Source organism: Mangrovibacterium marinum (genome assembly GCF_003046625.1).
GTDB lineage: Bacteria > Bacteroidota > Bacteroidia > Bacteroidales > Prolixibacteraceae > Mangrovibacterium > Mangrovibacterium marinum.
On the sequence record NZ_QAAD01000006.1, the window covers coordinates 1 to 25,058 of the forward strand.

Consider the following 25,058-nt stretch of genomic DNA (forward strand, 5'->3'; position numbering starts at 1 on the left):
GTGGTCTGCTCAATAAAATAACTTAAACAGCCCGTCAATTCCATTTGAAAATTGACGGGCTGTTTTTTGGGCTGCGTCATCGCCGAGACGCTTACGAAACATCACTCTGTTTTTTTTCTTTATAGCATTTTCGAATGTGAACACTCGATAAAAATAGGCCAACCGACTCCCGACTTTTTCTCATTGATTAGAAGGCCTTCTTGCTGGTTGATGGCGTTTTAGAACGACAACCCGACAACTTTTGAAAACAACGACAACAGCAGCGTCCCCAAATAGTGAACTTTCATTCCTGTTGGTCATTTCCGGGAATCATGAATGTTTTTTTTGCAGCTCATCAATTTGCAACTACCTTTAAAATGCGGATTTTAAGTTCCAGTACGTTGCTCCATTTAGCCACTGGCCGGGAAGCTTAAAATGAAAGCCGATCCTTTATTTTCTTCACTTTCAACCTTTATTGTTCCCTTGTTTTTGGCCACCAGCTCATGAACCAGTTTAAGACCAAAGCCTGTTCCGGATTCGTTCTCGGTACCGAAGCGCTGTACCTTGGACGAAAGATCGAAAATTTTGGCTTGCTCTGCCGGACTCATCCCAACGCCGAAATCGACAATACGGATCTCTACCCGATGGTTTTGCTCAGAGCCGCTAATCGCTATTTTTCCACCTCGGTACGAATATTTGATGGCGTTATTGATCAGGTTCCGTAAAATCGTTTTCAGCATATCCGGATCGGCCCATGCTGTCAAAGCCGGTTCAATCGAAATTTCGGGCACCAATTCCTTCTTTTTCAGCCCAACCGAAGCCATTTCTATTTGCTCGCGAACCAGCGTCCCGATATTTACAAGCTCAGGTTTACAGCTTGTTTTGCCCATCTGATGGCGAGCCCACTCCAAAATATCATTGAGCAGACGATTGTGTTGCCGGGCCGCTAACGACACATCTTTTATGTGACTTTTCCGTTCTTCTTCGGTGAAATCATCAAAATCAGTATGAATAAGCTCCAGATACTGTGCTATTGGCCCGGAGCCATTTTTGAGGTCGTGAGCCAAAATCGAAAAAAAGCGGTCTTTCGAACTGTTGGCTTCTTTGAGCGCCGCTTCCGAATCCATTAATCTGCGGAGCGCCCGCTGTTTGTCAACTGAATTACGCGCATAAAAATAGGCTAAAACCAGTCCTAAAATGAATACCAGAACAGCAGCTGCAATAAAACCGCCCAAGGGAACTAGTTTTGACACCGCAAGCTGCCCGGCAGGAAGCAACGAAATGAGTTTCCAGGAATAGTCACTGGTCGATTTTCGATACCGGTTAAGCGCTCCGATATTTCGAAAAGGCCACACAGTCATCACCGTAAAAATTCCCGCATCACTTGTAATCTGTCCGTTGCTTAAGTTCATCAGCTGCTCCGACTCCTTGGGAAATATCCGGTCGATCGTCATCGCCTTTTTATCGGGAAACATAAAACCCCACTCCAGAGCGGTATCTCTGGCATTCATGAAATAGCCCTGTGCATTCACCAAATAACTCACGCCCTCCCCCGACAGCGACTTCGCATCCAGCTTCTGCAGCAAAGTAGTCGCATCGTAGTTCAGTATAACAATCCCTAGTTTCGCTCCATGATCGTTGTACACCGGCAGTCCAATGCGGATCATTGGCCGAAAAGGCAGCTCGATTTGGCCATGTTCGATATTCAAATCCAACGGCGAAATATAAAATTCTCCGGGATTCAGTTTTATGGTTTCCTGAAAATAATAACGATGGCTTTTGTCCTGCAATTCATCCTTTCGACAAATATACGGACTGCCCTGACGCCATTCAATTCGAAAAACTTCCTTTCCGCTACGCTCCAGGTACCGAAGTTGGTAATAGTCTTGCTTTTTTTCCAACAGATCGATAAACAACTGACTCAGGGACTGATTAAAAGAAGGATCTTCAATTTTTCCATTGAAAAAATCATGAAATAGTTTGCTGTCCGAAATTGTCAACAAATCGAGAACAGCTTCATCAATCAGATGCTCAGTGAGGTCACGCTCACTCATCAGTTTCTTTTCCTGAGCAACCCTGAGCAAAAGCTGCTGCTGAACCACAAGCGAATGGACCAACAGGTAAAATCCAAAAGCTGCGAAAAGCAGAAACAGAAAAAAAACCACGACATAGCGTTTCAAAAAGAATAGTCGACATTCTCCGGATATTTTTTCCTTCATTTTAGCGCTTTTGGTATGGCTAACAAAGATAAAAAACCTTCATTGATACAGAAAAAGGCCCGTTGTGAAAACGAAGCCTTTTCAGTAATAAACCTAACTAAACTATCAAACCTGAATCAATATCGTAACAATTAAGTATTTCGGGCTTGTGAAGACTCCGAAATCATGTTCGGCGCATCAGCGACCGTTTCTTTCGAAACCTACATTCTGACATTTAAACACCAAATATCCCGAATATGTTTTCAATTAGAAATGATTTCTCTCATTTAAATTTCATATATCCACAAAAACAACCAAACAGAATGCCATTTAGTGTTGTTTAATATTTCGAGAGACTATCTAAACAAAGAAATAAACAGTTCTTGTTATTATGAACACAAAAAGTATGATTCATATTAAATTCAGCTCGGGAATCTATACGTTATCGGTTAAACAGAAACTTGCCATTCCGATCAACCACGCCTGGCAATTCTTCTCATCTCCCAAAAATTTAGCGCTAATCACTCCGCCCGAACTCGGCTTTGTAATCACTTCGGGAATGCCGGATGACATGTACGCCGGGCAGATCATCAGCTATCAGGTATCACCCTTAGCAGGTTTTCGAACAAACTGGGTAAGCGAGATCACACAGGTGCATCACGAGAAATATTTTGTTGACGAACAACGAATTGGGCCCTATAAAATGTGGCATCACGAACATCACTTCAAGTCGGTTTCGGATGGAATTATCATGGAGGACAAGGTCTCGTACCAATTACCACTAGGCCTGATCGGCCGTTTCGCCCATTTTTTGTTTGTAGAAAAGCAGCTGCGAAACATTTTTCGTTTCAGGGCTGAAAAGTTGCATACACTTTTCGGTTGTCCAAACGAGTCCTAAAAACGGTAGAATATCTCATTTTTCGAAAAACATAATTGTAATTAACCAAGTTTTGTTATAACTTGTTGCCCATACTAACATTTAAACAAAATAGCTATGTCATTCGCTACCGGTCATCTTGCTGAACTGTTATCCCGTTTTCGGGAACATAAAGTACAACTAAAATGGCAGAAACACGGCAGGAATGAAGCACAAGAGAAAATTTTCCTTAGTTCGCAACTTAAGAGCAGCTATCAGGAAGGAAACGAGGAAGACCAGAATCGAATTATTGAACAAATTCGCGCCGATGAGAAACACCAAGCGCGACTCGAACGACGAATGTTGATCCTTTCAATCGTTCTATTTATTCTCGCTTTCGGTTGGTTTGCCCGAAACCTTATTTAAGCACCACTGTTTTGACATTCACAAATTCGCGAATCCCGACCAATGATAATTCGCGGCCATAACCGCTTTGCTTAATTCCGCCGAAGGGTAAGCGGGGATCCGATTTCACAAAATCGTTGATAAACACACAGCCTGCATCAAGCCCCTTTTCAGCCAGTTTGAGGCCTTTTTCATGGTCACTGGTAAAAACGGCTGCACCCAAGCCAAAAACGGTATCATTAGCCAGGGCGATGGCTTCTTCTTCGGTTTTCACCCGAAACAGGGCAGCCACAGGCCCAAACAACTCTTCATCGTAGGCAGGCATACCAGCTTTAACATCGGCCAGCACGGTTGCGGGATAAAAGGCTGCCTCGCCTTCGGGAATATAGCCGCCGCAAAGCAGTCGGGCTCCCTGCTGCACACTTTTCTGCACCTGTTGGTGCAATTCGTCGCGCAAATCGAGACGTGCCATCGGAGCTAAAAGAGTCTCTTCATCCAATGGGTCGCCAAAACGGGCTGCTTTCATTTCATTTAAAAACTGCTCCAGAAATGCCTCATACACTCTATCGAGCACAATAAACCGCTTGGCACCGATGCAGCTTTGTCCGGCATTTAAAAGGCGTGCTGAAGCGCATAAGCGAGCAGCTTCAGGAATCTGTGCATCATCCAGAATAATGTAGGGATCGCTCCCCCCCAGCTCAAGCACCGTTTTTTTCAAAACGGCTCCGGCAGTAGCTGCAACAGCTTTACCAGCCGGAGTGCTTCCGGTTAGGGTGACTGCCTTCACACGTGGATCCTCGATGATGGGTTTAAGCTCGGCACCCGCCACAAGAATGGTCCGAAAAACGTTCGCCGGAAAGCCGGCTTCTTCAACCATTTGCTCAATGGCCAAAGCACAACCGGGTACATTGCTGGCGTGTTTCAGCAAACCAGTATTGCCCGCCATTAGTGCCGGAGCAAGAAATCGAAATACTTGCCAAAAAGGAAAATTCCAGGGCATAACAGCCAGTACCGTGCCAAGCGGTTGATAGCTGACAAAAGCTTTGCGCGCTTCAATATCCACTGGCTCGTTCGCTAAAAACTGTTCCGCGTTTTCGGCGTAGTACCGGCAAACCCAGGCACATTTTTCGACCTCTGCTATTGCTTCGCGTTTTAGTTTCCCCATCTCGGAGCTGATCAGAACTGAAAGCCATTCTTTCTTACTCAGCAGCAATTCTCCTAAACGCAACATTAGACCGGAGCGTTGCTCAAAGCCACTATTTCTCCAGCTTTGAAAAGCTGAATCAACCTTTCCGATAATTTGAGCAAGGTCGTTCTGATTATGTCTCGGGTAGGTTCCGCATACTTTTCCGGTATAAGGATTTATTGCTTTCATAGAATTCTGATTTTATTGCTCTATCAAAGTTAATACGAAATGGCGAGTAAACAACCGGTACGAGACCCAATAAGGCTGGTTAGCTTTCGATAACCAGCGCATTTACGACGGATTAGAGCGGACGTGAAACCGCCATTACGAAACTTGCAAATCTCAGCAAATGGTGGGTCTGCCAGCCAGATCCCTCACAGTCGCATTATTCTACAATTCTGATTTCCGTAGTTAAATCAAGGGCAGCCTTATACACTGCACTTACGCCACAATATTTTTCTTCAGATAACTGAACCGCTTTTTCCAGCTTATCTAAGGGTAAACCGGCTCCCTTAAACTGATAAACAACCTTCATTTGCGTATACTTTTTGGGATGTTCGTCAGCTACATCACCTTCAACAATCACGTGAAACTCTTCCGGCTCAACTTTCATTTTTTTCAATATCATAATTACATCCATTCCGGTGCAACCGGCCAGCGCTGCGAGCATCAATTTTTTGGGGCGTGGTCCCAAATCATCGCCACCGGATTCCGGATTGGCATCCAACACCAACTTATGCCCGTCCATATCGGCTTCGAAAGTCATTTTTTGTTTCCAGGATAAATCGACTACGTGTTTCATAACAAACTAGTTTTTATAGAATTTTGCACTATTTTTGTTTAAAAATAATCTATTTAATAGATTAAAGCATCTAATTAATTGTAGATCCAACGTTAAAAACAAAACGGTAAATGAAAAGTTCTTTAAAACGGCCGAGCGAGGAAGAATGTGATTTGTCAGGCTTTCAGTTATTTAAAAAACTGAAGGAACAAGAATACATTCATTTAAATTATGATAAAACTTGTTCTCTTTACAAAAAGGGTAGCATTATTTACAGAGAGGGCAGCCGATTGACTGGTTTTTATTGTGTTACCAAAGGGATTTTGAAGATTTACAAAACCGGGATTGATGGTAAAGAACAAATTATTCGTTTTGCCAAAAAAGGGGATATCATTGCTTACCGCTCGTTACTGAGCCAGGAATTGGCCTGCACGACCGCTAAAGTGATTGAGGAAGCTGTATTGTGCCATGTTCCGTACCAAACGCTGCTGTTTTTAATTCAGAACAACTGGGAATTTTCGCACCACATGCTGCAAATTGTCTGCAAAGAGCTGCGAGAGGCGAACGACTACATTACCGATATCGCTCAAAAAACAGTGCGCGAACGCTTGGCTGAAGTTCTGATCCTGCTGAAAGACAGCTTTGACCTGGATCCGACCAATACGCTCCAGATTTCGTTAACCCGCGAAGAGTTAGCCAATATTGTTGGTACGGCTACTGAAAGTGTAATTCGCTTATTATCGGAATTTAAGCAGGACAAAATGATTGAAATACAAGGACGTAGAATAAAAATGCTCGATATTCAGGCCTTATCGAGAGTGGCCAATTTATAATGCAAGGCCCGCCTCAGTAGCGGGCTTTTTAGGCTATCGCGCTATCCAGTCCTCGGGGTCAAGCTTTTGGTTTTCCTTCCAAATCTGAAATTTCACCACGGTGGCATTTCCATCAGCTTTATCGGTGTAAATAGTACCAATATCCTGCAGCAGAGCAACTTTTTGCCCGGCTTTAACAATCACCTCCTTCAGGTTCGAATAAACACTTAAATAGCTTCCATGGCGGATAATTACCGCCATATTGCCACCTGATATGGCAAACACGCGGCTGACTTCGCCCGCAAAAACGGCGCGGGCCTTAGCTCCGGCATCGGTTGTAATATCAATTCCATTGCTGCGTACCTGAATTTGCGTTAAAATAGGGTGGGGATGAATGCCAAAATGCTCGGTAATAATTCCTTTGTGCACAGGCCAAGGAATGCGTCCCTTGTTTTTCTCGAAGTCGGTTGACACCAGTTTTTGCTCGGGTGTTAATTGGAAGCCTTCTGTTGAAGCAGTTCTTTTGGCCTCTTCTTCAAGCATCTGTTCAATCCTCCGGTTCAGCTCATCCTGTATTTTCTGTTGTTCCCTAATTTGCCTCTTTAGTTCCTTTTGTTCTTGTTGAAGAGATAAGATCAAGCCATTCTGCTCTGCACGTTGTTGTTCAAGTGCTTTAAACTCGGCCATTTTACCGTTTAGCAAATCGGTTTTGAGCGACTTCCGGCTTTCAAGCTTTACCAAATTGTCGTTCAATTCACGGGTCACCAGATGAATCAGTTCGCCCTGCGACTTCCGGTAGCGGGCATATTGCCGCAAATAAATCCAACGCTTGTACGCTTGATTCATATTATCGGCCGAAAACAGAAAAATGAGCATATCGTAGCTATTTCTGTTTTTCTGTGCGAAGCGAATCATGGCTGCATATTCCTTTTTCAAACCGGCCAGGTCGGTCTGCAGCATACTGATGATCTGGCTGTTATTAGCGATACTCCAGTCGACTAGTTCAATTTCACGGTTGATGTGATCGATCATCCGATTACGGTAGTCGATATCGGAATTGAGCAGTTTCAGTTTTGCAAGCGAGCTCTTTTCTGTTTTTCGGCTTTCCTCCAGAAGACTGTTTGCATAACGAATTTGCTTTTCAGCATCGGTTTTTTGCGCGCGTAAGTCCGACAGCGACTGGCCGTTGGATGCCAATAGCAAAAAAAACAGACTAATACACAACAAAAGCCGCTTCATCATTTAATATCAGTGAGTTTTCTTGTACTTATCGGGAATTTTAAAGCTGATATCCGGATTCGAATCAAGGGAGAATTTACTCAGTCTGATTTTCATTTTCAAATTATTCTCCGGACTCAAAAAGTGAAGATCGATATTTCCGGGATACAACTGTTTACCAACTATTTCGAACTCATCGAAATTAACGGTTAGCTTACGTCCTTCGGTAACATCGTCCATCACGATTTTGCGCACTTTATAGGTTTTCGGATCGATATAGAGATACTGCACAATGAAGCTCTCTTCGTCGAGCTTTTTCAAATAACGATCTATTTTTTCGTCTTTACCTTTCCGGTTAATCTTGGCCAGTTTTCTGTTTTTAAGCGACTGAAGCACATACAAGCCACTATCGGCATAGGACACAAACTCCTTAAAATCCTTATCCTTTTCGTCCTGCCGATACGAAAACACATCGTTGGTTAAAATAGACTGTACCACCTGAAAATCGACCGCCGCTCCCAGCAGATCCTCAATGTAAGAATAGTCACCCTCGAAGTAGTTTTTTTGCAAGTAGTTCACCATTTTAACGCTGTCGGGAGTAAGCAGTATACGCGCCACAGGCAAGTTCAATTTACTGATTGAAACTTGAATAAACTGACCGTTCCCGGAACTTAACGATGCGCGGAATGAGGTCTTGCTGTCGGAGCTTTCGTAGACGCAGGCAATGCGTTTAATGTCGAGGCCCTCATATTCGAAGGCATTTTCTTCAACATTTTTAATCAGCCTGTTAGCACTAATGGGGCGCAGTTTGTCGTAAGTTGTTATGGTTTTACTGGCTTTACAGGATGCAAACAACAGCGCGATAAAAATGACAAAGAGCGTTTGAATATTGATAACTGATTTTTTCACTATTCTTCTTTACTTTCAATGTAGCGTGATTCTTTTATTTTCTGCTCCAAAACGGACGATCCGTCTCCGAGGCTTTGCGCTTTTTGCCATTCTTCCAACGCTTTGGATTGTTCGCCCAACATGAAAAGAATATCACCGTAATGTTCGATTAAAGTGGCGTTTTCAGCCCCACCGTTTTCCAAAGCTGTTTCGATATAATACTTTGCCAAACTATAATCTTTTCGTTTAAAGAGCACCCAGGCATGCGTATCGAGGTAAGTGGGGTTGGTGGGGTTAGACTGCACCACCTTGCTGCTCAACTTTTCAGCTTTCTCCAAATCCCTTCCTTCAACCGAAAGATAGTAGGCATAGTTATTCATAGCCATGAAATTTTGGGGATCGAGTTTTAAAACCTCGTCATAAGCCTCCAGCGCCATATCGATGTGCTTGAGCTTATAATTTGCTTCGGCTTTGTAAATAGCCAGCTGAATCATCAGGTTTTTATTGCTTTGCGCATAAGTTTCGCCCTGTTCTATAATTTCAAGGGCTTCGGAATATTTATCGAGTTGAAGGGCAGCCACCGCATTCAAAGCATATAAAGCCGCTTGGTTTGGAAAGAGTTCCACAGCCTCTGAACTGTCTTGATACAGCGCCTTCCAATCTTGCAAATCGTTGCTTATCAACAAGTATTGCCACCATATTTCGAAGCTGCTTTTATCGGTATCGAGGTATTTTTTCAGGTAGTCACGTGCTTCAACCAATTTATTCTGCCGCACCAAATGATCGGCATAAATGGCAAACATCCGATTGTCGTCGGGATATTTATCGTGCAAAATATCCAGTAATTCGTCAATCTGCTCATCCGTCCAATCCGACTGGTCGGCCGATGCTGTTTGCATCATGTAATACTGAATTTTGGTGTCGGCATCCAGCTCGTCGTTCGCAAAAGCCAGCTTAATTTCGTTAAAAGCTTTAGTAAAATCACCTTCCTCGGTGTAAAAACCGGCCAGCGAAAAATGGACGAAACCGTTTTCGGGGGCTATTTCGAGGATTTTGTTGTAGTATTTCAGTGCGTTCTCCTTGTCGCCCTGTTGTTGATACAGCTCAGCCATCAGCCCGTAATACTGTGGTTCGTCGGGGTTCGATTCAATCAATCGGTTAATTTCGGCAAATGCTTTATCTGGCTGGTTCATTTTCAGATACAGATTTTGCTTTGCCACCGAAATCTGATCGCTTAAACCGGACTTCGCTTCCAGCTGGTTGTATGCCGCAATAGCTTCATCGTAGTTTTCGGCCATACCAAGCAACACTGCTTTGCTGTATAAAAACTCAAGATTGTCGGGTTCTAATTCGGTAAGCTCACCATAAATCTGAGCGGCCTCGCTAAACTGCCGACGCTGCTGATAAACCTGCGCCAACGAAATTTTATACCACTTGTTTTCGGGGTTAATAGCCGACGCTTTTTCGAGCAACAACGCAGCACTGGTCAAATCCTTATTAGCATAGTGCAGTGTTCCCATTTCGTACATGGCAACAGCCGATTGCGGATCGATCTCGAGACAACGTGAGAAAACTGAAACGGCATTGGTCAGGTTACCTAACTTTTTCTGCTTCAGACCTTCGATAAATAGATATTCAAATTCGTTTTTCTGATCTTCGGTCAGTGCTGTTTCCTGGCTTTTTGTAAGTTCCGGACCAGCAACTTCGAGCTGCTGTTTGGTGGTTGCACAGGACGCGAGCGTTAATCCAAGCAATGCAAAATATCCTAACTTTTTAATATTCATTTTATCCCATTTAGGCCAACGACCTGGTTGTTAAATTCTGTGCGACGCTACGCCGAGTCAGACGGCTTACTGATATCCGGTATGCCCGAAACCACCGGCTCCCCGTTCTGTTTCTTCTAAAATCTGAACTTCGTCCCAACCAATTGTTTCGTGTTTGGCAATTACCATCTGGCAAATCCGTTCGCCATGCTGAATGATAAAGTCTTCCTGCGAAAGATTGATCAAAATCACACCTATTTCGCCCCGGTAATCGGCATCGATTGTTCCCGGTGAATTTAAAACCGTTATACCCTTTTTCAGAGCCAAACCACTGCGGGGACGAACCTGAGCTTCGTAGCCCTCGGGCAGTTCAATAAACAGACCTGTGGGCACCAACGCTCTCTGGAGCGGTTTCAACACAATCGGTTCGCTCAAATTAGCCCGCAGATCCATGCCTGCTGATAAGGAAGTACTGTAAGTTGGTAAGGGATTTTCTGATTTATTGATAATTTTCACCTGCATATCGATGTCATTTATTGATCGTTGAGCTGCTTTATAATTTTACAATCTCCAAATATAGCTATTTAAAACGGAGCGCCTGCTTTCGTTCAAATCAATTAACACTATTTATCAATCTTCAACAAAAAGAACTTGCTCCATGATCTTGTCGGAAATGAACAGGCCTTCGGTATTGAGGCAGTAAGCTCCATTATGGAGTTTAAGATGGCCCGATTTTAAAAAGGGTTCTATTTCGATCATAAAATGATCATAAAATCGGCCGCTAAAATTTTGCTTTAAGTAAGAATCCGATATTCCCCATTGCGTACGCAACGAAGTAATTACGTAGTCGTTGTACTGGTCTTGCTGGCTCAATATTTCGTTTTCCCAATAGGGTGTATTATGCTCGAATGCCTGCAAATATTTTCGTAGCGACGAAACATTCCAGCGGCGGGTTTTCAGGTCGAAGGAATGTGCCGATGGTCCGAATCCGAGGTAACATTTACGTTCCCAATAAGCGCGGTTGTGTCGTGAATAAAGTCCTGGTTGTGCGAAATTAGATATCTCGTAGTGCTCAAATCCCGCCTTCTCCAGCTCTTGCTTTAACAGTTTAAACTGATTGAAACTGAGCTCATCAGGCAATTCCTTTATTTTGCCGTTTTTCAGGTAGTCGTAAAAAACCGTTCCCTCGTGATAGGTGAGGTGATAAGCCGAGATGTGCTGAACCTTCAGTGCAATAGCCTGCTGCACATTATCGCGCCAAGCCTCGAGCGATTGGTTGGGCAGCCCGTAAATTAAATCGATACTGATATTTGAAAAGCCCGTTTCCTGAGCCAGTTGAACGGCCGAAATGGCTTGTTGGGCACTATGTCGCCGATTCATGCTTTTCAGATCCTGATTGTTGAAGGATTGTGTACCGATGCTTAGCCGGTTAACGGAGCTTGCTTTCAGTGCTTCCAAAAATTCCCGGCTAAGGTCGTCGGGATTGCATTCCACGGTTACTTCAGCATCATCGGAAACCCGATAACATTGATACAACTGTGTTAAAATCCGGTCTATTTCAGCCACTTTCAACACCGATGGCGTACCTCCGCCAAAATAGATGCTCTCGATTGCTTCCTGATTCAGCTCCGATTTTCGGGCTTTGATCTCCAACATCAAAGCAGCCAGAAAATCAGGGCGCGATGCAAAATCCGTCGACTTATAGAAGTCGCAATAGTGACATTTCGTTTTACAAAACGGAATATGAATGTAAATTCCAGCCATCTTAAAAAATCTTCAACACTTTAACATTCAACACAAACCGAGACTTTCCATCCGGGAAAGAGAACAGCAACTCCATGTTTTATCAGCGCTGGCTGAAACATCAAATTCCGGGACCAGCTATTTTTATATTTTAATCAAATCCTCGTGCCCCTTCATGTCGGCAATAATTTTAGCAATGCTGGTTTCCGAGTAAAAAACCATCAGCTCGTTCCGTACAGCACTAAATTGTTTGTGAACCGCACAAGGCTTGCCGTGGTCGTGATGAGAAGAGCAAGTTTCGTGACTGATCAGGCAGTTATTGAAAAAGTCGTCTCCATCAATGGTTCGCACAATTTCGAACAAGGTAATTTCCTGGGCGGGTTTTCCCAAGCCAAAACCACCGTTGGGACCTTTTGTTGATGTGAGGATTTTCTGTTTCACCAGGTTTTGAAGAATTTTTCCCAAAAAGGGTGTCGGGATTTCCAAATCACCGGCAATTTTTTTGATACCGATTTTCTCTCCCTCTTCGCCAAACTTACCGAGGTAGATTAAAGCACGAACGGCGTATTTACACGTATTTGAAAGCATAATATCACTAGTTTAAAAGTCTCAGATCTTATCTATAATTCACGAATTTTTCTTGTTTTTATGCAAGTCTTTCCATTGCTGGCTAAACGAGCGATCGGCAAACTGAGGTGTTTTTTTCTGCTCGCCCAGTGCATTTTTTCCAAGGCCGGCCAAGGCATTTTTCACCTTACCACCAACGGCATCCAGCCGACTCCGTTTTCGAAAAGCAAACTCGTAAGCTTTCATCCCCTGATTCCAAACAAACGAACCGTTCCCTTGTTCTACGGCATCCCGCCGATTGAACAACAGCAAGTTATGAAGCGGTATTTTTACCGGGCACACTTCGGTACATTTGCCGCATACCGAACAAGCCGAACTAAGGTGATTATAATCGGCGAAACCTTTATAAAAAGGCGTAATCACCGAGCCGATAGGCCCACTGTAAGTTGCCGCATAGGTATAACCTCCTATGTTTTTATAAATGGGGCAAGCATTTAAACAAGCACCGCAACGGATGCATTTCAGCGCTAAATACTGTTCCTTCTGTTTGTACAGCTCTGTCCGTTTATTGTCTAACAAAATGACATACATTTTTTCGGGACCATCGGTTTCACCAGCTTGCCGCGGGCCCGAAACAATGGAATTGTACACCGTAATCTGCTGACCGGTTCCGTGTGCTGCCAGCAAAGGCCACATCAGTGCCAGATCGTTCATTTTAGGTACTAATTTTTCGATTCCGGCGATCACAATATGTACTTTCGGAAACGAAAAAGTCATCATCGCATTCCCCTCATTTTCGGTTAATGCGATTCCGCCCACATCGGCCACCAAAAAGTTTGCTCCGGTAACACCAACATCGGCGTTTACAAAGCTTTGGCGCAATTTTTCGCGTACAAAAGCAGTCAGAAATTCGGGGCTGCTTTTTTCGGGTGTATCAAATTTTTCGTGAAACAACTCAGCAATATCCTGCTTCGATTTGTGCATACAAGGTGTCACAATATGGTAGGGTTTTTCGCCTGCCAACTGCACAATATATTCGCCCAAATCGGTTTCCAGCGAATGCACGCCCGCCGCCTCGACATGCTCGTTAAAATCGACTTCCTCGGTTGTCATCGATTTACTTTTCACAAGCAGTTCAGCCTTGTTATCCTTTAAAATTTGAACAATCGCCTGAATGGCTTCGGCACTATCTTCAGCCCAAATAACATCGGCACCGCGGGCAGTGATATTCTTTTCAAATTCGATCAGATATTTGTCCAGGTTTTCAACAACAGTGCGCTTTATAAACGAACCTCGTTCCTTGGCTGTATCCAGGTCGGAATAGCGCTGACGGCCGCGTTCAACCGCCGCATCGTAGCGCGAAATATTGAATTTGATCGTTGCCCGATGCTTTTTATCGAAAGCAATTTGATCCGCATCGTGCAGGAATTTCTTTTTAACTTCTGCCATCGCAGTTTTCGTATTATCGTTGTTTATTTAATCTTGCTCTATCGCTCTTTCTCCCAATTGAACTGTCTCTTTCCATTTATGAGTGGCTACCGAACTCAATTTAGAAAATTCTGAGATACAAAGCTTTTTGTTCCGTGGAATGGTCTTTGCCGCCGGACAAAAATAATATATAAAAATATTTAATTGTCTTTAATTACCGAAGAAACTTTCTGAATTCCCTATTTTCTAATACAAATACACAGCCCAGAAAACCCCCGAACAAAGCCAGATTGATTGCGTAGCGTGCCAATTGTGAACTCGCCGGCACGAAACAACTGGTCGCATAGATGGCCAATGCCAGCGCGAAATACAGGCCAATTCGTTTAATTGGATAATTAACCGGAAAATGCTTCTGTCCGATTACATAGGAGAGCACCGTCATCACTACAAAGCAAATCAGTACGGCCCAGGCTGAAGCCATATAGCCGTAAACGGGAATAAACAAGATGTTGATGACTAAACTGATGGCAGCTCCAACCAGCGCAAAATAGGCTCCAAAACGGGTTTTATCGGTCAGCTTATACCACAACGACAGGGTGTAATAAATCCCTAAAAACAGGTTAGCCATCAGTACGATCGGAACAACTTTCAAGCCGGATAGATATCCTTCTCCCAAAATGCCCAGCTGCCGGAACAAATCGAGGAATAAACCAATACCCAGAAAGATGATCAACCCGAAGATGACAAAATACTTCAAAATAAGGGCATAGCCTCGTTTGTTGTTTTCCGATTTCACCTGCGAGAAAAAGAATGGCTCGAAAGCATAACGAAAGGCCTGAATAAACATATTCATCAACACGGCGAGCTTGTAGTTAGCTGCATAAATTCCGACTTGTTCCATGGGGCCAAGCTCGTCGGGCACCAATTTGGGAATCAGAATTTTGTCGATATTCTGATTCACCATACCTGCCACACCAACCACCAAAATGGGGAAGGAGTACCAGATCATTTCCTTCAGCAAACGCCTACTGAACCGAAGTTTTATTCTCAGTTCCGGTACCAGCATCAACAAGGTAATACCACTGGCAATCAGGTTGGAAATGAATACGTAGCCAACGCCAATTTCATCGCTGTAAATATGGCGAATGAAACTCTCGGGATTGGACTTCAAAATAGCCGGACAAATACTGATAAAGAAGATATTAAAGAATATATTAGCCAGAATATTCACCAGCTTTAAGAAGGCAAATTTAATGGGGCGCGATTCAATGCGCAACTTGGCAAACGGAATGGCTGTGAAGGCATCGAAGGCCATAATCAGGGCAATCCAGCGAATGTATTCGGGATGTTGCCCGTATTCCATCCAGTTGGCAATATTCTCGGAAAAAGTTGACACCAGCAGTAAAAAACCCGCCGATGTTACAAACAAGGAGATCATCGAGCTGGAATACACCAATTCCTTATCGTCCGAGCGAGAAGCAAACCGAAAGTAGCCGGTTTCCATGCCGTAGGTGAGCAACACCAGCAAAAAAGCCATGTACGAATACAAGTTTCCGACTACACCGTACTCGGCCGGCGGGAAAACATTGGCGTAATACGGGACAAGCCACCAATTGAGAAACCGCCCAACAATACTGCTAACTCCGTAAATGGCGGTATCGCCAACTAATTTTTTAAACGAGCTCAAAGGGTTGAAATTTTTGGTAAAGATAGCTATTCGCCAACACCCGCTCCAGTAAAGCGAAAAATCTTTCAGATCGAAAACGAAAAGATCCGAAATCCTTCATCCCGCACTAAAATACTTATTTGGTAGTCTTTCCTGGGTTCGATAGATCGTTCGATTTTCAGTTCCCAGACTAGCACACACTTGTAATAAATTGATCTATTGCACTCTGGCTATCACTCACCAAGTGCACAAAGCGCTAAAATACGCATGATTAAAAAAAATTCAACGAACTATTCGTCTTAAATTATCAATAAATTACAAGCATTTCCGATTCATTTTACCGAGAGCTACTGCCATTTTGCCAACTATTCCCTCGCATAAATTTTTGTGCTAAATTGATAACATTTTCAAACAATCACGGGTCGCTGTTCTGTTTAGCATGCTTTTATGTATTTTTACGCTGCCTGATAAAAATGATTAGAATGAAATTGAAAGCTTTTGCCCTCGTAAGTGTTTGTTTATTGGTTATTACCGCAATTTCATGCAGCAACACCAGCAGCCGTTCGCGCAAACCTGTTGCCCGCATCGATATCCGTTTTCCAAAAGGAAAGCCGGTGTATGGCGACAGTATCCGGGTACAAATTAAGGTAGATCCGAAAAATGGCGAACTGCAAAATGCAGAGCTTTACCTCGACAACGAGCTCCTCACAAAATCGACCAGCGAAAATTTCAACTATCAGGTCAAGTCCATTTCAAGCTTAGGAAAACATCAGTTTAAAGTGATTGCGACCAAAACAGATGGGGTAGAAGGTGTTAGTTATAAGAATTTTGAAGTTTTTTCGCGCGTAAAACCGCAATTACTGCGCTACGAGATCGTCCACACTTACCCGCACAACACCGATCATTTCACCCAAGGGCTGGAAGTGCATAACAACAAATTTTATGAGAGTACAGGTCAAAATGGTCAATCAGGCATTTACCGCTTCGATCTTCAGTCCGGAAAAATCCTTCAGGAATTTAAGATGGAAGAAAAATATTTCGGCGAAGGAATCACCATTGTCGGCGATAAGATCTACCAGCTAACCTACAAAGCGCAGAAAGGCTTTGTGTATGATTTAAACAGTTTTGCCCGGGTTGACAGCTTTTTATACGACACGGCTGAAGGTTGGGGATTAACACATGATGGCGAGTATCTGATTAAAACCGACGGCTCTGAATTTCTGGACTTTATTAATCCGAAAACCTTCCAGGTAGAGCGACGAGTAGCGGTTTACGATAACAACGGTTTGGTTCGGAACCTAAATGAACTGGAGTACTACAATGGCTATGTTTATTCCAACATCTGGCAAACCAACTACGCTGTAAAAATCGATCCCCGAACCGGCGAAATTGCCGCTAAGATCGATTTTTCGGGGCTCATGTCGGTGATGTATAATCCAGAAAAACCAATTGATGTGCTGAACGGAATAGCCTTTAACAAGTCAAACGGAAAAATGTATGTTACCGGCAAACTGTGGCCCAGTTTATTTGAAGTAAAATTGGTCGAAACGAACTAATTGCTAGAAGAGCGTGGCATTCCCGTCGGCTCTAAAAACGCCCAAATGCTTGTAGGCCAAATCGGTAACCTCTCTTCCGCGAGGTGTGCGCTTGATAAAACCTTCCTTAATTAAGAACGGTTCGTAAACCTCTTCGATCGTTCCACTATCTTCGCCAACCGCGGTTGCAATTGTACTGATTCCAACGGGGCCTCCTTTGAATTTATCAATAATTGTCCGCAGGATTTTGTTATCCATCTCATCCAGGCCGTGTGTATCAATATTAAGCGCTTCGAGCGAAAACCTGGTAATTTCCATATCAATACGTCCATTTCCCTTCACCTGCGCAAAATCACGTACACGGCGCAATAAAGCATTCACAATCCGGGGAGTTCCACGGCTGCGCGACGCAATTTCGATGGCTGCCCGCTCGTCGATGTCGACTTGCAAAATTGCTGCCGAGCGTTTAACAATACCGGTTAATATTTTCAGATCGTAATATTCGAAATGTGATTTTATCCCAAAACGAGCGCGAAGAGGACTTGTTAACAAACCGGAACGGGTCGTCGCACCAACCAAGGTGAAGGGATTTAATTCGAGCTGAATTGAACGTGCTGAGGGCCCCTTATCGATCATGATATCGATTTTATAGTCCTCCATAGCGGAATACAAATATTCTTCGACTATGGGGCTTAAACGGTGTATTTCGTCGATGAAGAGCACATCGCGCTCGTCCAGGTTGGTTAAAAGTCCGGCCAAATCGCCTGGTTTATCCAAAACCGGACCGGAAGTCAGCTTCAAGCTAACCCCAAGTTCATTGGCAATAATATTCGAGAGAGTCGTTTTTCCGAGCCCGGGAGGGCCGAAAAGCAAAACATGATCCAGCGCTTCACCCCGCATTTTAGCTGCTTGAACAAAAACACGTAAGTTATCAACAATTTGTTGTTGCCCTTTAAAATCGTCAAACGATAAGGGGCGTAAACGCTTGTCAATATCGTTATCCTTGTCGGAAAAAGATTCCTGGTGTAGATCGATTGGCTCCGTCATAAAATTTATTCCTGGCTTTAGGGAACAAATATAATTTTATTTCGGGAGGCGGCGTAAATCCAATTAAAAACTATTGATCTGTAAATCAGTCAATACAAAATTCAATTTACTAACGTCGAATGGTTTAGCAATGAATTCGTTCATACCATGCGCCAAACATTTTTCGCGATCGTTATCCATTGTATTAGCCGTAACTGCAATAATAGGTGTTGGATCGACAATGTTATTTTCTTTTTCGTATTCTCTTATTTTCAAACTGGCCTCCAAACCATCCATCACGGGCATCATTATATCCATCAGGATAACATCGAATTTCTTCTCTTTAAAGACATTAAGCGCTTCCAGGCCATTGTTGGCAATTTCAATATCGTGGTTGAATTTTTTCAAACTGAAAGTTACAATCCTCTGATTCAACACATTATCCTCCACAAGTAATATGGACAGTTTTTCTTTCATTTTTCTACGTTGTAAATCCATCTCAAATTTAATCCGATTTTCAGCAAAAAGGAAACCCATTATCAACAGATATTTATTCTATCATTCTTTTTATTTCTTCTTTAATACTTCAATGCTAATGATAATAGCCTGTTCATAGCTTGTATAAATTCTCGAAAATTTTCTTGCAGGGAACGAAAATTAAATCTGTTTTCGGGTTTATTAACAAGGAATGAACAGATATTTGGTTTGGAACACAAGCTTTTTTATTCGATGTTAACAATTGTTGAAAACCGTTAGCTGCTCATTTTATTTTGTTGCAAACAGCGGTAAATTGTGTTTAATTTCTGGTGGTTTTTTCGCCAAAATTTGATTTTGTTTTTCCGATCTCAATATTGCTTAGTAATAAAATTAGAGTTTCAAAATTGTTTGGGTGGAAAATTCCGGATTTGTTTCAACAGTTGTTCCGGAGAAATTAACAACTTTGGGTTTTCACTTTATTCTGTGAATTAGTAATTTGTAAAAAATGGCTAACAACTATTCTTGCATTGTTGATAAACTCGGTTTATACTGTCGCAAATATTGGATTTTGCAGTTTTTGAAAGGCAGCTTGTTGTTAATTACCGTGCTTTTAGGATTAATAGCAGCTGGTTTAGGCATTGAATATCTGTTTTATACGTCTGTTCCTTTTAAAATTGCTTTTGTTAGTAGCTTGTTTTTCATTTTTGGCCTGTTGGCCTATCGTTATGTGCTCACACCAATCTCGTATTTGTTGAAATTGCGAAAATTTGATCGGGTAGCGCAGGCTAAACTTGTAAGTGAGCATTTTCCGGAATTGAAAGATCACTTGATAAATGTGGTTGAGCTGGGCGTGTTGCCCGCCAACAATGCACTTGTTGAAAGCAGTATTCTGCAGAAAATATCGGAATTGCCACCTTTTAGTTTCCGTTTATATTTCAATTTCAGGTTAATAGCGAATGCGGTGATCGGTTTTATAATCGTTATGATAACCACCTTGACGATTAGTATAACAGTTCCCGGTTACTTGTTGCAGGCCGGCTATCGGCTGATTCACTTCACGCAGGAGTTCGTAAAACCAGCTCCTTTTCGGTTTGTGTTGAATAATTCAAACCTCCGGGTGTTAAAAGGTGGCTTGCTTGTGCTTTCGGTCGAGTGTGTAGGAGAAGATTTGCCATCCGGTGTTTATGTTAATATAGGTGGACAAAATTTCGTGATGGAGCAAGAGGGTAATCATTATACGTATCAGTTGAATAACCTGCAAGCATCGTTTTCATTCTTTTTCACTGATTTACAATATGTTTCAGATCGATATGCCATCCAGGTAATTCCCAATCCACTTATTTTGTCGTATATGGTTACTGTTACGCCGCCTGGCTACACGGGTTTGCCTGCGCAACGTTACCAGGCAGTTACCAATTTTTCAGCCCCGTACGGCAGTCAACTTGCGTGGGAATTTGATTGTTCCGATGTTGACCGCTTAATTTTGGCGAACGGCGAACAACGACTCGACAGTGTGAGCAGCGATAGCGGCATATTCCAATTGACAAGCACCTTAACGAAGTCGGGCAGCTACCGGGTTTTACTCCAGAATGCTGAAGTTAAATCTAAACAAGTAATTTCGTTCGAAGTGGAATTGATGCCGGATGATTTTCCGACGATCGATGTTGTGCAGTTGCAGGACTCGACCAACTTGATGCGTTTCTTCTTCAAAGGAGCGATAGCCGACGACTACGGTTTCCACCAGTTGCAGTTTAATTTGCGAAACATGGAAACCGATTCAGTTTTTAATTTGAGTATTTTGCCGAACCTGTCGCAACAGGAATTTTACTATGCAGTTAATTTCAAGCCGCTCAGGAATTTAGGTGATCATTTTTCCTACTATTTTACCATCAGCGATAACGATTATTTTCATCATTTCAAAAAGGCTACTTCGGAAGTATTTAATTTCGAGTTTCCCGATTATCAGGATGTTTACAATAGCTCTGAAGAGTTGTTCGGAGAGGTTGAAGAGCTCGCCGGCGAAACCCAGCAGATGGTTCAGGAGCTCAAGCAGGAGATGGCGGATTTTCAGTATCGAAGCATTTCCGAGAATTTGAGCTCTTGGGATCAGCAACAGTTCGTTCAACAAATTTCCGCAAAGAGGGAACAACTACAGCGCACTATTAATCAGCTAATTAATAAGAATAATCAGTTGAATAGTCTGAATAACTCCTATAGTAACCAGCGTGATGAACTGCTTGAGAAACAACAGCAAATCGATGATCTGCTGAAAGAGATTATGACCGATGAGTTGCAAAAATTATTCGACGAGTTTAATAAGCTTGCTCAAGAGTTTGATCAGGATCGGCTGAATCAGTTAATGAAGCGAATGGAGTTTCCTGTAGAAGATTTTTCGAAGCAGCTTGATCGGAACCTGGAATTATTGAAGCGGTATAAGATAGAGCAAAGTTTGGAGTCGATTATTTCTGAAATTCATGAAGTTGCCGAGGATGAAGCTCAACAAGCCATTGATATTGATCGGGGAGACCTGGATGGGGTGAGGGAACAGGAAAACGCCAACCGGGAACGTGTTCGTGAGCTATCGGATCAGTTGGATCGTTTGCGCGAGTCGAACGAAGAACTATCTAAACCAATGAATATCTATCCGATGGATAATGAATTCGAGGGTATCGATAAGAATTACAAAGATATTGATGAGCATCTTGGAGGTAATCGCAGGAAAATGGCAAAGGAAGAAATTGGACGAAACCAGCAACAGTTAATGAATTTGGCATTTTCGCTACAGCAGATGTTAGCGGATAGTCAGCTCACCCAAAACGGAGAAGACATCGATAATTTGAAACAAATCCTTAAGAATCTGGTGTTTTTATCGTTACAGCAGGAAGAAATCTTAAATTTGTCAGCTCGTTTGTCGGTCGGAGATCCTTCGCTGAACGAAGTGCAGAACCAACAGGAATTTCTCGTGTTGCAAACCCAACAGGTTGAAGATTCGTTATTTGCACTGGCCTCGCGAACTCCGGCAGTAAGTGCGAGGGTTAGTAACGAACTATCTAAAATAGATGTTTCGTTAAAAAACACCCTGAGTCATTTTAAAGATGCCGATTTCCGAATGGTTTTGAGGGATCAGCAAAATGCGATCACAGCATTTAACGAATTGGCGCTTTTATTAAATGAAGCGTTGGAAAATCTGGAGAAGATGATGGCCAATTCGATGCCAGGCGATCAGAGTTGTGATAAACCTGGCGGTGGTGGAAAAGCAGGCATGGGTAAATTGAAAGACGCGCAGCAATCGCTGAAAGATCAATTGCAAAAAATGATCGACGGCTTAAAAAACGGTGAACAGGGACAACTCGGTGAGCAAGTCGGAAAATCGTTGATGCAGCAGGAAATGCTGAAACAGATGATTGGCGAGATGATGATGGATGAAGGCGTTGGAAGTTCTGCAAAAGAGCAACTTAGAGCGATCGAACAATTAATTGAACAAAATAGACTTGATTTGCTGGGCAAAAAAATAGATGACTCGCTGATCCGGCGGCAGAATTTGATTCTTGATCACTTGTTGAAAGCCGAAAAGGCGGAACAGGAGCGGGATTTAGATGAACAGCGCGAATCGAAAACTGCCGATCAGATTTTTTACAGTAACCCTGATTCGGTATTCGAGTATAAAGGTAAGGAGAATAATAGAGAGGAAGATCTGAGATATAATACAATCCGGATGCGCAAATTTTACGAGAATAAGTTTAGAAATTATATTAATCAACTAAATCCATAAATTTGAGGAAATCTTTACGCATACCTTCTGATTTTAGATATCTGAATGAGGTTCAGAATTTCGTTTCCGAAATCGTTTCGACGAGTGAGTTTGGTGACGCTAAAGGCAATTTTGTAAAGTTAGGCGTATGCGAATCGGTTTCTAATGCTATCGGCCATGGTAATAAATTTGATCATCGCAAGTTTGTGACGGTTTTTGCCGAATTTACCGACGATGCACTTTTGTTTGAAGTTCAGGACGAAGGTGCGGGATTTGATTATACGAATATTCCCGATCCCACGGCAGCTGACAATCTGCATAAAGAGGGTGGGAGAGGGCTTTTTATTATTCAGCGCGTAGTAGACGAAGTTAAATTCAAAAATAACGGTTCAATCATTCAATTAAAATTCAAATTCAAAAGTGCCCATACTGTTTTATCATGAGGATGTGAAGCCTCTAAAATTGGAAAAAAGGAAATTAAAAAGCTGGATAAAGACAGTTATTACTTCCGAAAATCAAAAACCAGGAGCTATTAATTACATTTTTTGCAGTGATGAATATCTGTTAAAGGTCAATCAGGAGTACCTCGATCATGACTATTTTACGGATATTATTACATTCGACTATGTTGAAAATGGCATTATTTCCGGCGATATTTTTATTAGTGTAGATCGCGTTGCAGAAAATGCTACTCAATTTGGTGTGTCGTTCGACGAAGAATTGAGGCGTATTTTGGTGCATGGAGTGCTGCATTTACTCGGATATCCCGACAAAAAAGCTGATGAAAAGAAGCTCATGACCGCTAAAGAGGACTTTTATCTCTCAATTTTCTAACCTTTTCTTTTTGAAGCTTTTCTATTATTTTTGTGGACTAAAATTTTATGTAGATGTTACCATTATATGATGTCATTGTCGTAGGAGGGGGGCATGCCGGCTGCGAAGCTGCTGCTGCGGCTGCCAATTTGGGGTCGAAAACCTTGCTCATCACAATGGATATGGGAAAATATGCCCAGATGTCCTGCAATCCGGCGATTGGCGGAATTGCCAAAGGACAAATTGTTCGCGAGATTGATGCCTTGGGTGGCTACACCGGTATTATTACCGATCGGACTTCTATTCAGTTTCGGATGCTCAATCGGTCGAAAGGGCCAGCGATGTGGAGCCCCCGTTCGCAAAGCGATCGGATGCGCTTTTCTGAGCAATGGAGAAATGAATTGGAGCAAATCGATAATCTCGACTTGTGGCAGGATGCTGTCATTCACTTGTTGTTGGAAGATGGCATTGTTAAGGGGGTTAAAACAAAAATAGGCGTCGAGTTTCGGGCAAAATCGGTGGTTCTGACCAATGGAACTTTCCTGAACGGCTTGATGCATATTGGTCGATCGCAGATGGAAGGTGGTAGGATAGGGGAGTCCGCTTCGTATTTTATCAGCGATCAGCTGGCGGATGCAGGTTTTGTAACCGGCCGCTTAAAGACCGGCACACCTGTTCGGATCGATGGACGAACGATCGATTTTTCAAAGCTTACCGAGCAAAAGGGGGACGAAGGACACTATAAATTCTCCTATCTTCCTGAAGAAAAATCGAGCTTGCAACAACGATCCTGCTGGATTACTTATACGAACGAAGCGGTACACAAGGAGCTTGAAGTGGGCTTCGACGACTCGCCAATGTATAACGGAACCATCGTTGGCGCGGGGCCTCGTTATTGCCCCAGCATCGAATCGAAGATTGTGACGTTTGCCGAAAAATTGCAGCACCAATTGTTTTTAGAGCCCGAAGGAGAGACTACAATTGAGTACTATTTGAATGGTTTTTCGTCTTCTTTGCCGTGGGATGTGCAGCTTAAAGCGATGCGATTAATACCAGGTTTAGAACAGGCAAAAGTGTTTCGACCCGGCTATGCAATTGAGTACGACTACTTCGATCCGACCCAGTTGTACCATACATTGGAGACTAAATTGGTATCGAACTTGTTCTTTGCCGGACAGATCAATGGAACTACCGGCTATGAAGAGGCTGCCGCGCAAGGCTTAATGGCCGGGATAAATGCCCATCAAAAAGTGCATGAAAAGGGCGAATTTGTATTGAATCGTGATGAAGCTTACATTGGTGTTTTGATCGACGATTTGGTAACAAAAGGGGTAGATGAACCTTACCGGATGTTCACTTCTCGTGCCGAATATCGCATTCTTTTGCGGCAGGATGACGCTGATTCCAGACTCACACCGAAAGGTTTTGAACTGGGCTTAGCCTCACAAAAACGCATGGATTTATTGGCAGAAAAGCAAAAACTAAGAGATGAAATTGTGGAGTTCGTTTCGGGATTTTCGATCAAGCCGCAGTTTATAAATGAACTGTTGGAGCAAAAAAATACCTCTCCGCTGAAGCAGGGAGTGAAGTTGAAAGATGTAATCGCAAGACCTCAAATTTCGATTTTTGACGTGGTTGAACCGGTTACTCCTTTTCAAAAATTCTTGCAGCGGATACCCGAAAACAGGTACGATGAAATACTCGAATCGGCAGAAATTTTGATCAAATATTCCGGCTATATCGAACGCGAAAAACAGATGGCTGATAAGTTTCGACGGCTTGAAAATATCAACATCGAGAATAAATTTGACTACGAAAGTATTCATACAATATCGACGGAAGCCCGGCAAAAATTGGCCAAAATTCAACCGCAAACCATTGGGCAGGCTAGCCGTATTTCGGGCGTTAGTCCCGCGGATATCAACGTACTTTTAATCATGTTGGGAAGGTAGTGTTCCACGTGGAA

At 42.9% G+C, this 25,058-nt stretch carries 21 protein-coding genes; 8 read left to right on the top strand and 13 right to left on the bottom strand.

All coding sequences use genetic code 11. The features are described 5' to 3' along the window. Window positions 1–389: 389 nt before the first annotated feature. Entirely contained in the window at window positions 390–2,198 is a 1,809-nt protein-coding gene (locus C8N47_RS06975) for a sensor histidine kinase (RefSeq protein WP_107821829.1), read from the bottom strand. A gap of 385 nt (window positions 2,199–2,583) precedes the next feature. On the opposite strand from C8N47_RS06975, the gene C8N47_RS06980 reads away from it, so the two are divergent. Together C8N47_RS06980 and C8N47_RS06985 are read left to right on the top strand one after the other, a co-directional pair. Next, window positions 2,584–3,075: an SRPBCC family protein gene (locus tag C8N47_RS06980; protein ID WP_107822028.1), complete on the top strand. Its 492-nt coding sequence runs from the start codon at window positions 2,584–2,586 to the stop codon at window positions 3,073–3,075. 96 nt (window positions 3,076–3,171) lie between these two features. Next, the gene (locus C8N47_RS06985; RefSeq protein ID WP_107821830.1) at window positions 3,172–3,459 is read left to right on the top strand and encodes a hypothetical protein; all 288 of its coding nucleotides are present in this window, start codon (window positions 3,172–3,174) and stop codon (window positions 3,457–3,459) included. On the opposite strand, the gene C8N47_RS06990 is transcribed toward C8N47_RS06985, so the two are convergent. Both C8N47_RS06990 and C8N47_RS06995 read right to left on the bottom strand, forming a co-directional pair. Beyond that, the gene (locus C8N47_RS06990) at window positions 3,452–4,813 is read right to left on the bottom strand and encodes an NAD-dependent succinate-semialdehyde dehydrogenase (RefSeq protein ID WP_107821831.1); all 1,362 of its coding nucleotides are present in this window, start codon (window positions 4,811–4,813) and stop codon (window positions 3,452–3,454) included. The genes C8N47_RS06985 and C8N47_RS06990 overlap by 8 nt on opposite strands. Before the next feature lie 196 nt (window positions 4,814–5,009). Then, window positions 5,010–5,426, bottom strand: coding sequence for an OsmC family protein (locus tag C8N47_RS06995; RefSeq protein WP_107821832.1), 417 nt, complete (start codon window positions 5,424–5,426; stop codon window positions 5,010–5,012). A 110-nt stretch (window positions 5,427–5,536) separates the two neighbouring features. On the opposite strand from C8N47_RS06995, the gene C8N47_RS07000 reads away from it, so the two are divergent. After that, window positions 5,537–6,238, top strand: a complete 702-nt coding sequence (locus C8N47_RS07000; protein ID WP_107821833.1) for a Crp/Fnr family transcriptional regulator — start codon at window positions 5,537–5,539, stop codon at window positions 6,236–6,238. Between the two features lie 33 nt (window positions 6,239–6,271). Here C8N47_RS07000 and C8N47_RS07005 read toward each other — a convergent pair whose 3' ends face one another. The 8 genes from C8N47_RS07005 to C8N47_RS07040 all read right to left on the bottom strand — a co-directional run bounded on the left by C8N47_RS07005 (window position 6,272) and on the right by C8N47_RS07040 (window position 15,511). After that, window positions 6,272–7,459 (bottom strand): murein hydrolase activator EnvC family protein, encoded by a 1,188-nt coding sequence (locus tag C8N47_RS07005; protein WP_107821834.1) that lies wholly within the window; start codon window positions 7,457–7,459, stop codon window positions 6,272–6,274. Window positions 7,460–7,465: 6 nt separating this feature from the next. After that, a complete protein-coding gene (lolB1, locus tag C8N47_RS07010) occupies window positions 7,466–8,344 on the bottom strand; it encodes a lipoprotein insertase outer membrane protein LolB1 (protein ID WP_170111321.1) in 879 nt (292 codons plus the stop codon). Then, on the bottom strand, window positions 8,344–10,107 hold the full coding sequence (locus C8N47_RS07015; RefSeq protein WP_107821836.1) for a tetratricopeptide repeat protein: 1,764 nt from the start codon (window positions 10,105–10,107) through the stop codon (window positions 8,344–8,346). Before C8N47_RS07015 ends, lolB1 begins: the two co-directional genes overlap by 1 nt. A gap of 66 nt (window positions 10,108–10,173) precedes the next feature. Next, entirely contained in the window at window positions 10,174–10,608 is a 435-nt protein-coding gene (dut, locus tag C8N47_RS07020) for a dUTP diphosphatase (RefSeq protein ID WP_107821837.1), read from the bottom strand. Between the two features lie 108 nt (window positions 10,609–10,716). Continuing rightward, the gene (gene hemW / locus C8N47_RS07025; protein WP_107821838.1) at window positions 10,717–11,850 is read right to left on the bottom strand and encodes a radical SAM family heme chaperone HemW; all 1,134 of its coding nucleotides are present in this window, start codon (window positions 11,848–11,850) and stop codon (window positions 10,717–10,719) included. A gap of 123 nt (window positions 11,851–11,973) precedes the next feature. Continuing rightward, the gene (locus tag C8N47_RS07030) at window positions 11,974–12,417 is read right to left on the bottom strand and encodes an RrF2 family transcriptional regulator (RefSeq protein WP_107821839.1); all 444 of its coding nucleotides are present in this window, start codon (window positions 12,415–12,417) and stop codon (window positions 11,974–11,976) included. 39 nt (window positions 12,418–12,456) lie between these two features. Beyond that, window positions 12,457–13,845 carry a lactate utilization protein B gene (locus tag C8N47_RS07035; protein WP_107821840.1) on the bottom strand — a complete coding sequence of 463 codons (1,389 nt, stop codon included), beginning with the start codon at window positions 13,843–13,845 and terminating at the stop codon, window positions 12,457–12,459. Between the two features lie 193 nt (window positions 13,846–14,038). Further along, window positions 14,039–15,511 (bottom strand): lipopolysaccharide biosynthesis protein, encoded by a 1,473-nt coding sequence (locus tag C8N47_RS07040; protein WP_107821841.1) that lies wholly within the window; start codon window positions 15,509–15,511, stop codon window positions 14,039–14,041. Window positions 15,512–15,972: 461 nt separating this feature from the next. Here C8N47_RS07040 and C8N47_RS07045 point away from each other — a divergent pair, with 461 nt between their 5' ends. After that, window positions 15,973–17,046: a glutaminyl-peptide cyclotransferase gene (locus tag C8N47_RS07045; protein ID WP_170111322.1), complete on the top strand. Its 1,074-nt coding sequence runs from the start codon at window positions 15,973–15,975 to the stop codon at window positions 17,044–17,046. Between the two features lie 3 nt (window positions 17,047–17,049). Here C8N47_RS07045 and ruvB read toward each other — a convergent pair whose 3' ends face one another. Both ruvB and C8N47_RS07055 read right to left on the bottom strand, forming a co-directional pair. After that, entirely contained in the window at window positions 17,050–18,072 is a 1,023-nt protein-coding gene (ruvB, locus tag C8N47_RS07050; protein WP_107821843.1) for a Holliday junction branch migration DNA helicase RuvB, read from the bottom strand. A 63-nt stretch (window positions 18,073–18,135) separates the two neighbouring features. Continuing rightward, window positions 18,136–18,588, bottom strand: a complete 453-nt coding sequence (locus C8N47_RS07055; protein WP_245915681.1) for a response regulator — start codon at window positions 18,586–18,588, stop codon at window positions 18,136–18,138. Between the two features lie 445 nt (window positions 18,589–19,033). Between C8N47_RS07055 and C8N47_RS07060 the strand changes: the two genes are divergently transcribed. The 4 genes from C8N47_RS07060 to mnmG are packed head-to-tail and all read left to right on the top strand — an operon-like array spanning window position 19,034 to window position 25,044. Beyond that, window positions 19,034–22,300, top strand: coding sequence for a coiled-coil domain-containing protein (locus tag C8N47_RS07060; protein WP_107821844.1), 3,267 nt, complete (start codon window positions 19,034–19,036; stop codon window positions 22,298–22,300). A gap of 2 nt (window positions 22,301–22,302) precedes the next feature. Continuing rightward, window positions 22,303–22,722, top strand: a complete 420-nt coding sequence (locus tag C8N47_RS07065; protein ID WP_170111323.1) for an ATP-binding protein — start codon at window positions 22,303–22,305, stop codon at window positions 22,720–22,722. A gap of 19 nt (window positions 22,723–22,741) precedes the next feature. Then, window positions 22,742–23,113, top strand: a complete 372-nt coding sequence (ybeY, locus tag C8N47_RS07070; protein ID WP_245915682.1) for an rRNA maturation RNase YbeY — start codon at window positions 22,742–22,744, stop codon at window positions 23,111–23,113. Window positions 23,114–23,166: 53 nt separating this feature from the next. Continuing rightward, window positions 23,167–25,044: a tRNA uridine-5-carboxymethylaminomethyl(34) synthesis enzyme MnmG gene (gene mnmG / locus C8N47_RS07075; RefSeq protein ID WP_107821847.1), complete on the top strand. Its 1,878-nt coding sequence runs from the start codon at window positions 23,167–23,169 to the stop codon at window positions 25,042–25,044. The last annotated feature ends 14 nt before the right edge of the window (window positions 25,045–25,058 follow it).

What these genes read in the sequence shown, in the direction of transcription:
- C8N47_RS06975 (WP_107821829.1), bottom strand. Translation starts at nt 2,198, where the DNA reads ATGAAGGAAAAAATATCCGGAGAATGTCGACTATTCTTTTTGAAACGC.
- C8N47_RS06980 (WP_107822028.1), top strand. Translation starts at nt 2,584, where the DNA reads ATGATTCATATTAAATTCAGCTCGGGAATCTATACGTTATCGGTTAAA.
- C8N47_RS06985 (WP_107821830.1), top strand. Translation starts at nt 3,172, where the DNA reads ATGTCATTCGCTACCGGTCATCTTGCTGAACTGTTATCCCGTTTTCGG.
- C8N47_RS06990 (WP_107821831.1), bottom strand. Translation starts at nt 4,813, where the DNA reads ATGAAAGCAATAAATCCTTATACCGGAAAAGTATGCGGAACCTACCCG.
- C8N47_RS06995 (WP_107821832.1), bottom strand. Translation starts at nt 5,426, where the DNA reads ATGAAACACGTAGTCGATTTATCCTGGAAACAAAAAATGACTTTCGAA.
- C8N47_RS07000 (WP_107821833.1), top strand. Translation starts at nt 5,537, where the DNA reads ATGAAAAGTTCTTTAAAACGGCCGAGCGAGGAAGAATGTGATTTGTCA.
- C8N47_RS07005 (WP_107821834.1), bottom strand. Translation starts at nt 7,459, where the DNA reads ATGATGAAGCGGCTTTTGTTGTGTATTAGTCTGTTTTTTTTGCTATTG.
- C8N47_RS07015 (WP_107821836.1), bottom strand. Translation starts at nt 10,107, where the DNA reads ATGAATATTAAAAAGTTAGGATATTTTGCATTGCTTGGATTAACGCTC.
- dut (WP_107821837.1), bottom strand. Translation starts at nt 10,608, where the DNA reads ATGCAGGTGAAAATTATCAATAAATCAGAAAATCCCTTACCAACTTAC.
- hemW (WP_107821838.1), bottom strand. Translation starts at nt 11,850, where the DNA reads ATGGCTGGAATTTACATTCATATTCCGTTTTGTAAAACGAAATGTCAC.
- C8N47_RS07030 (WP_107821839.1), bottom strand. Translation starts at nt 12,417, where the DNA reads ATGCTTTCAAATACGTGTAAATACGCCGTTCGTGCTTTAATCTACCTC.
- C8N47_RS07035 (WP_107821840.1), bottom strand. Translation starts at nt 13,845, where the DNA reads ATGGCAGAAGTTAAAAAGAAATTCCTGCACGATGCGGATCAAATTGCT.
- C8N47_RS07045 (WP_170111322.1), top strand. Translation starts at nt 15,973, where the DNA reads ATGAAATTGAAAGCTTTTGCCCTCGTAAGTGTTTGTTTATTGGTTATT.
- ruvB (WP_107821843.1), bottom strand. Translation starts at nt 18,072, where the DNA reads ATGACGGAGCCAATCGATCTACACCAGGAATCTTTTTCCGACAAGGAT.
- C8N47_RS07055 (WP_245915681.1), bottom strand. Translation starts at nt 18,588, where the DNA reads ATGGGTTTCCTTTTTGCTGAAAATCGGATTAAATTTGAGATGGATTTA.
- C8N47_RS07060 (WP_107821844.1), top strand. Translation starts at nt 19,034, where the DNA reads ATGGCTAACAACTATTCTTGCATTGTTGATAAACTCGGTTTATACTGT.
- mnmG (WP_107821847.1), top strand. Translation starts at nt 23,167, where the DNA reads ATGTTACCATTATATGATGTCATTGTCGTAGGAGGGGGGCATGCCGGC.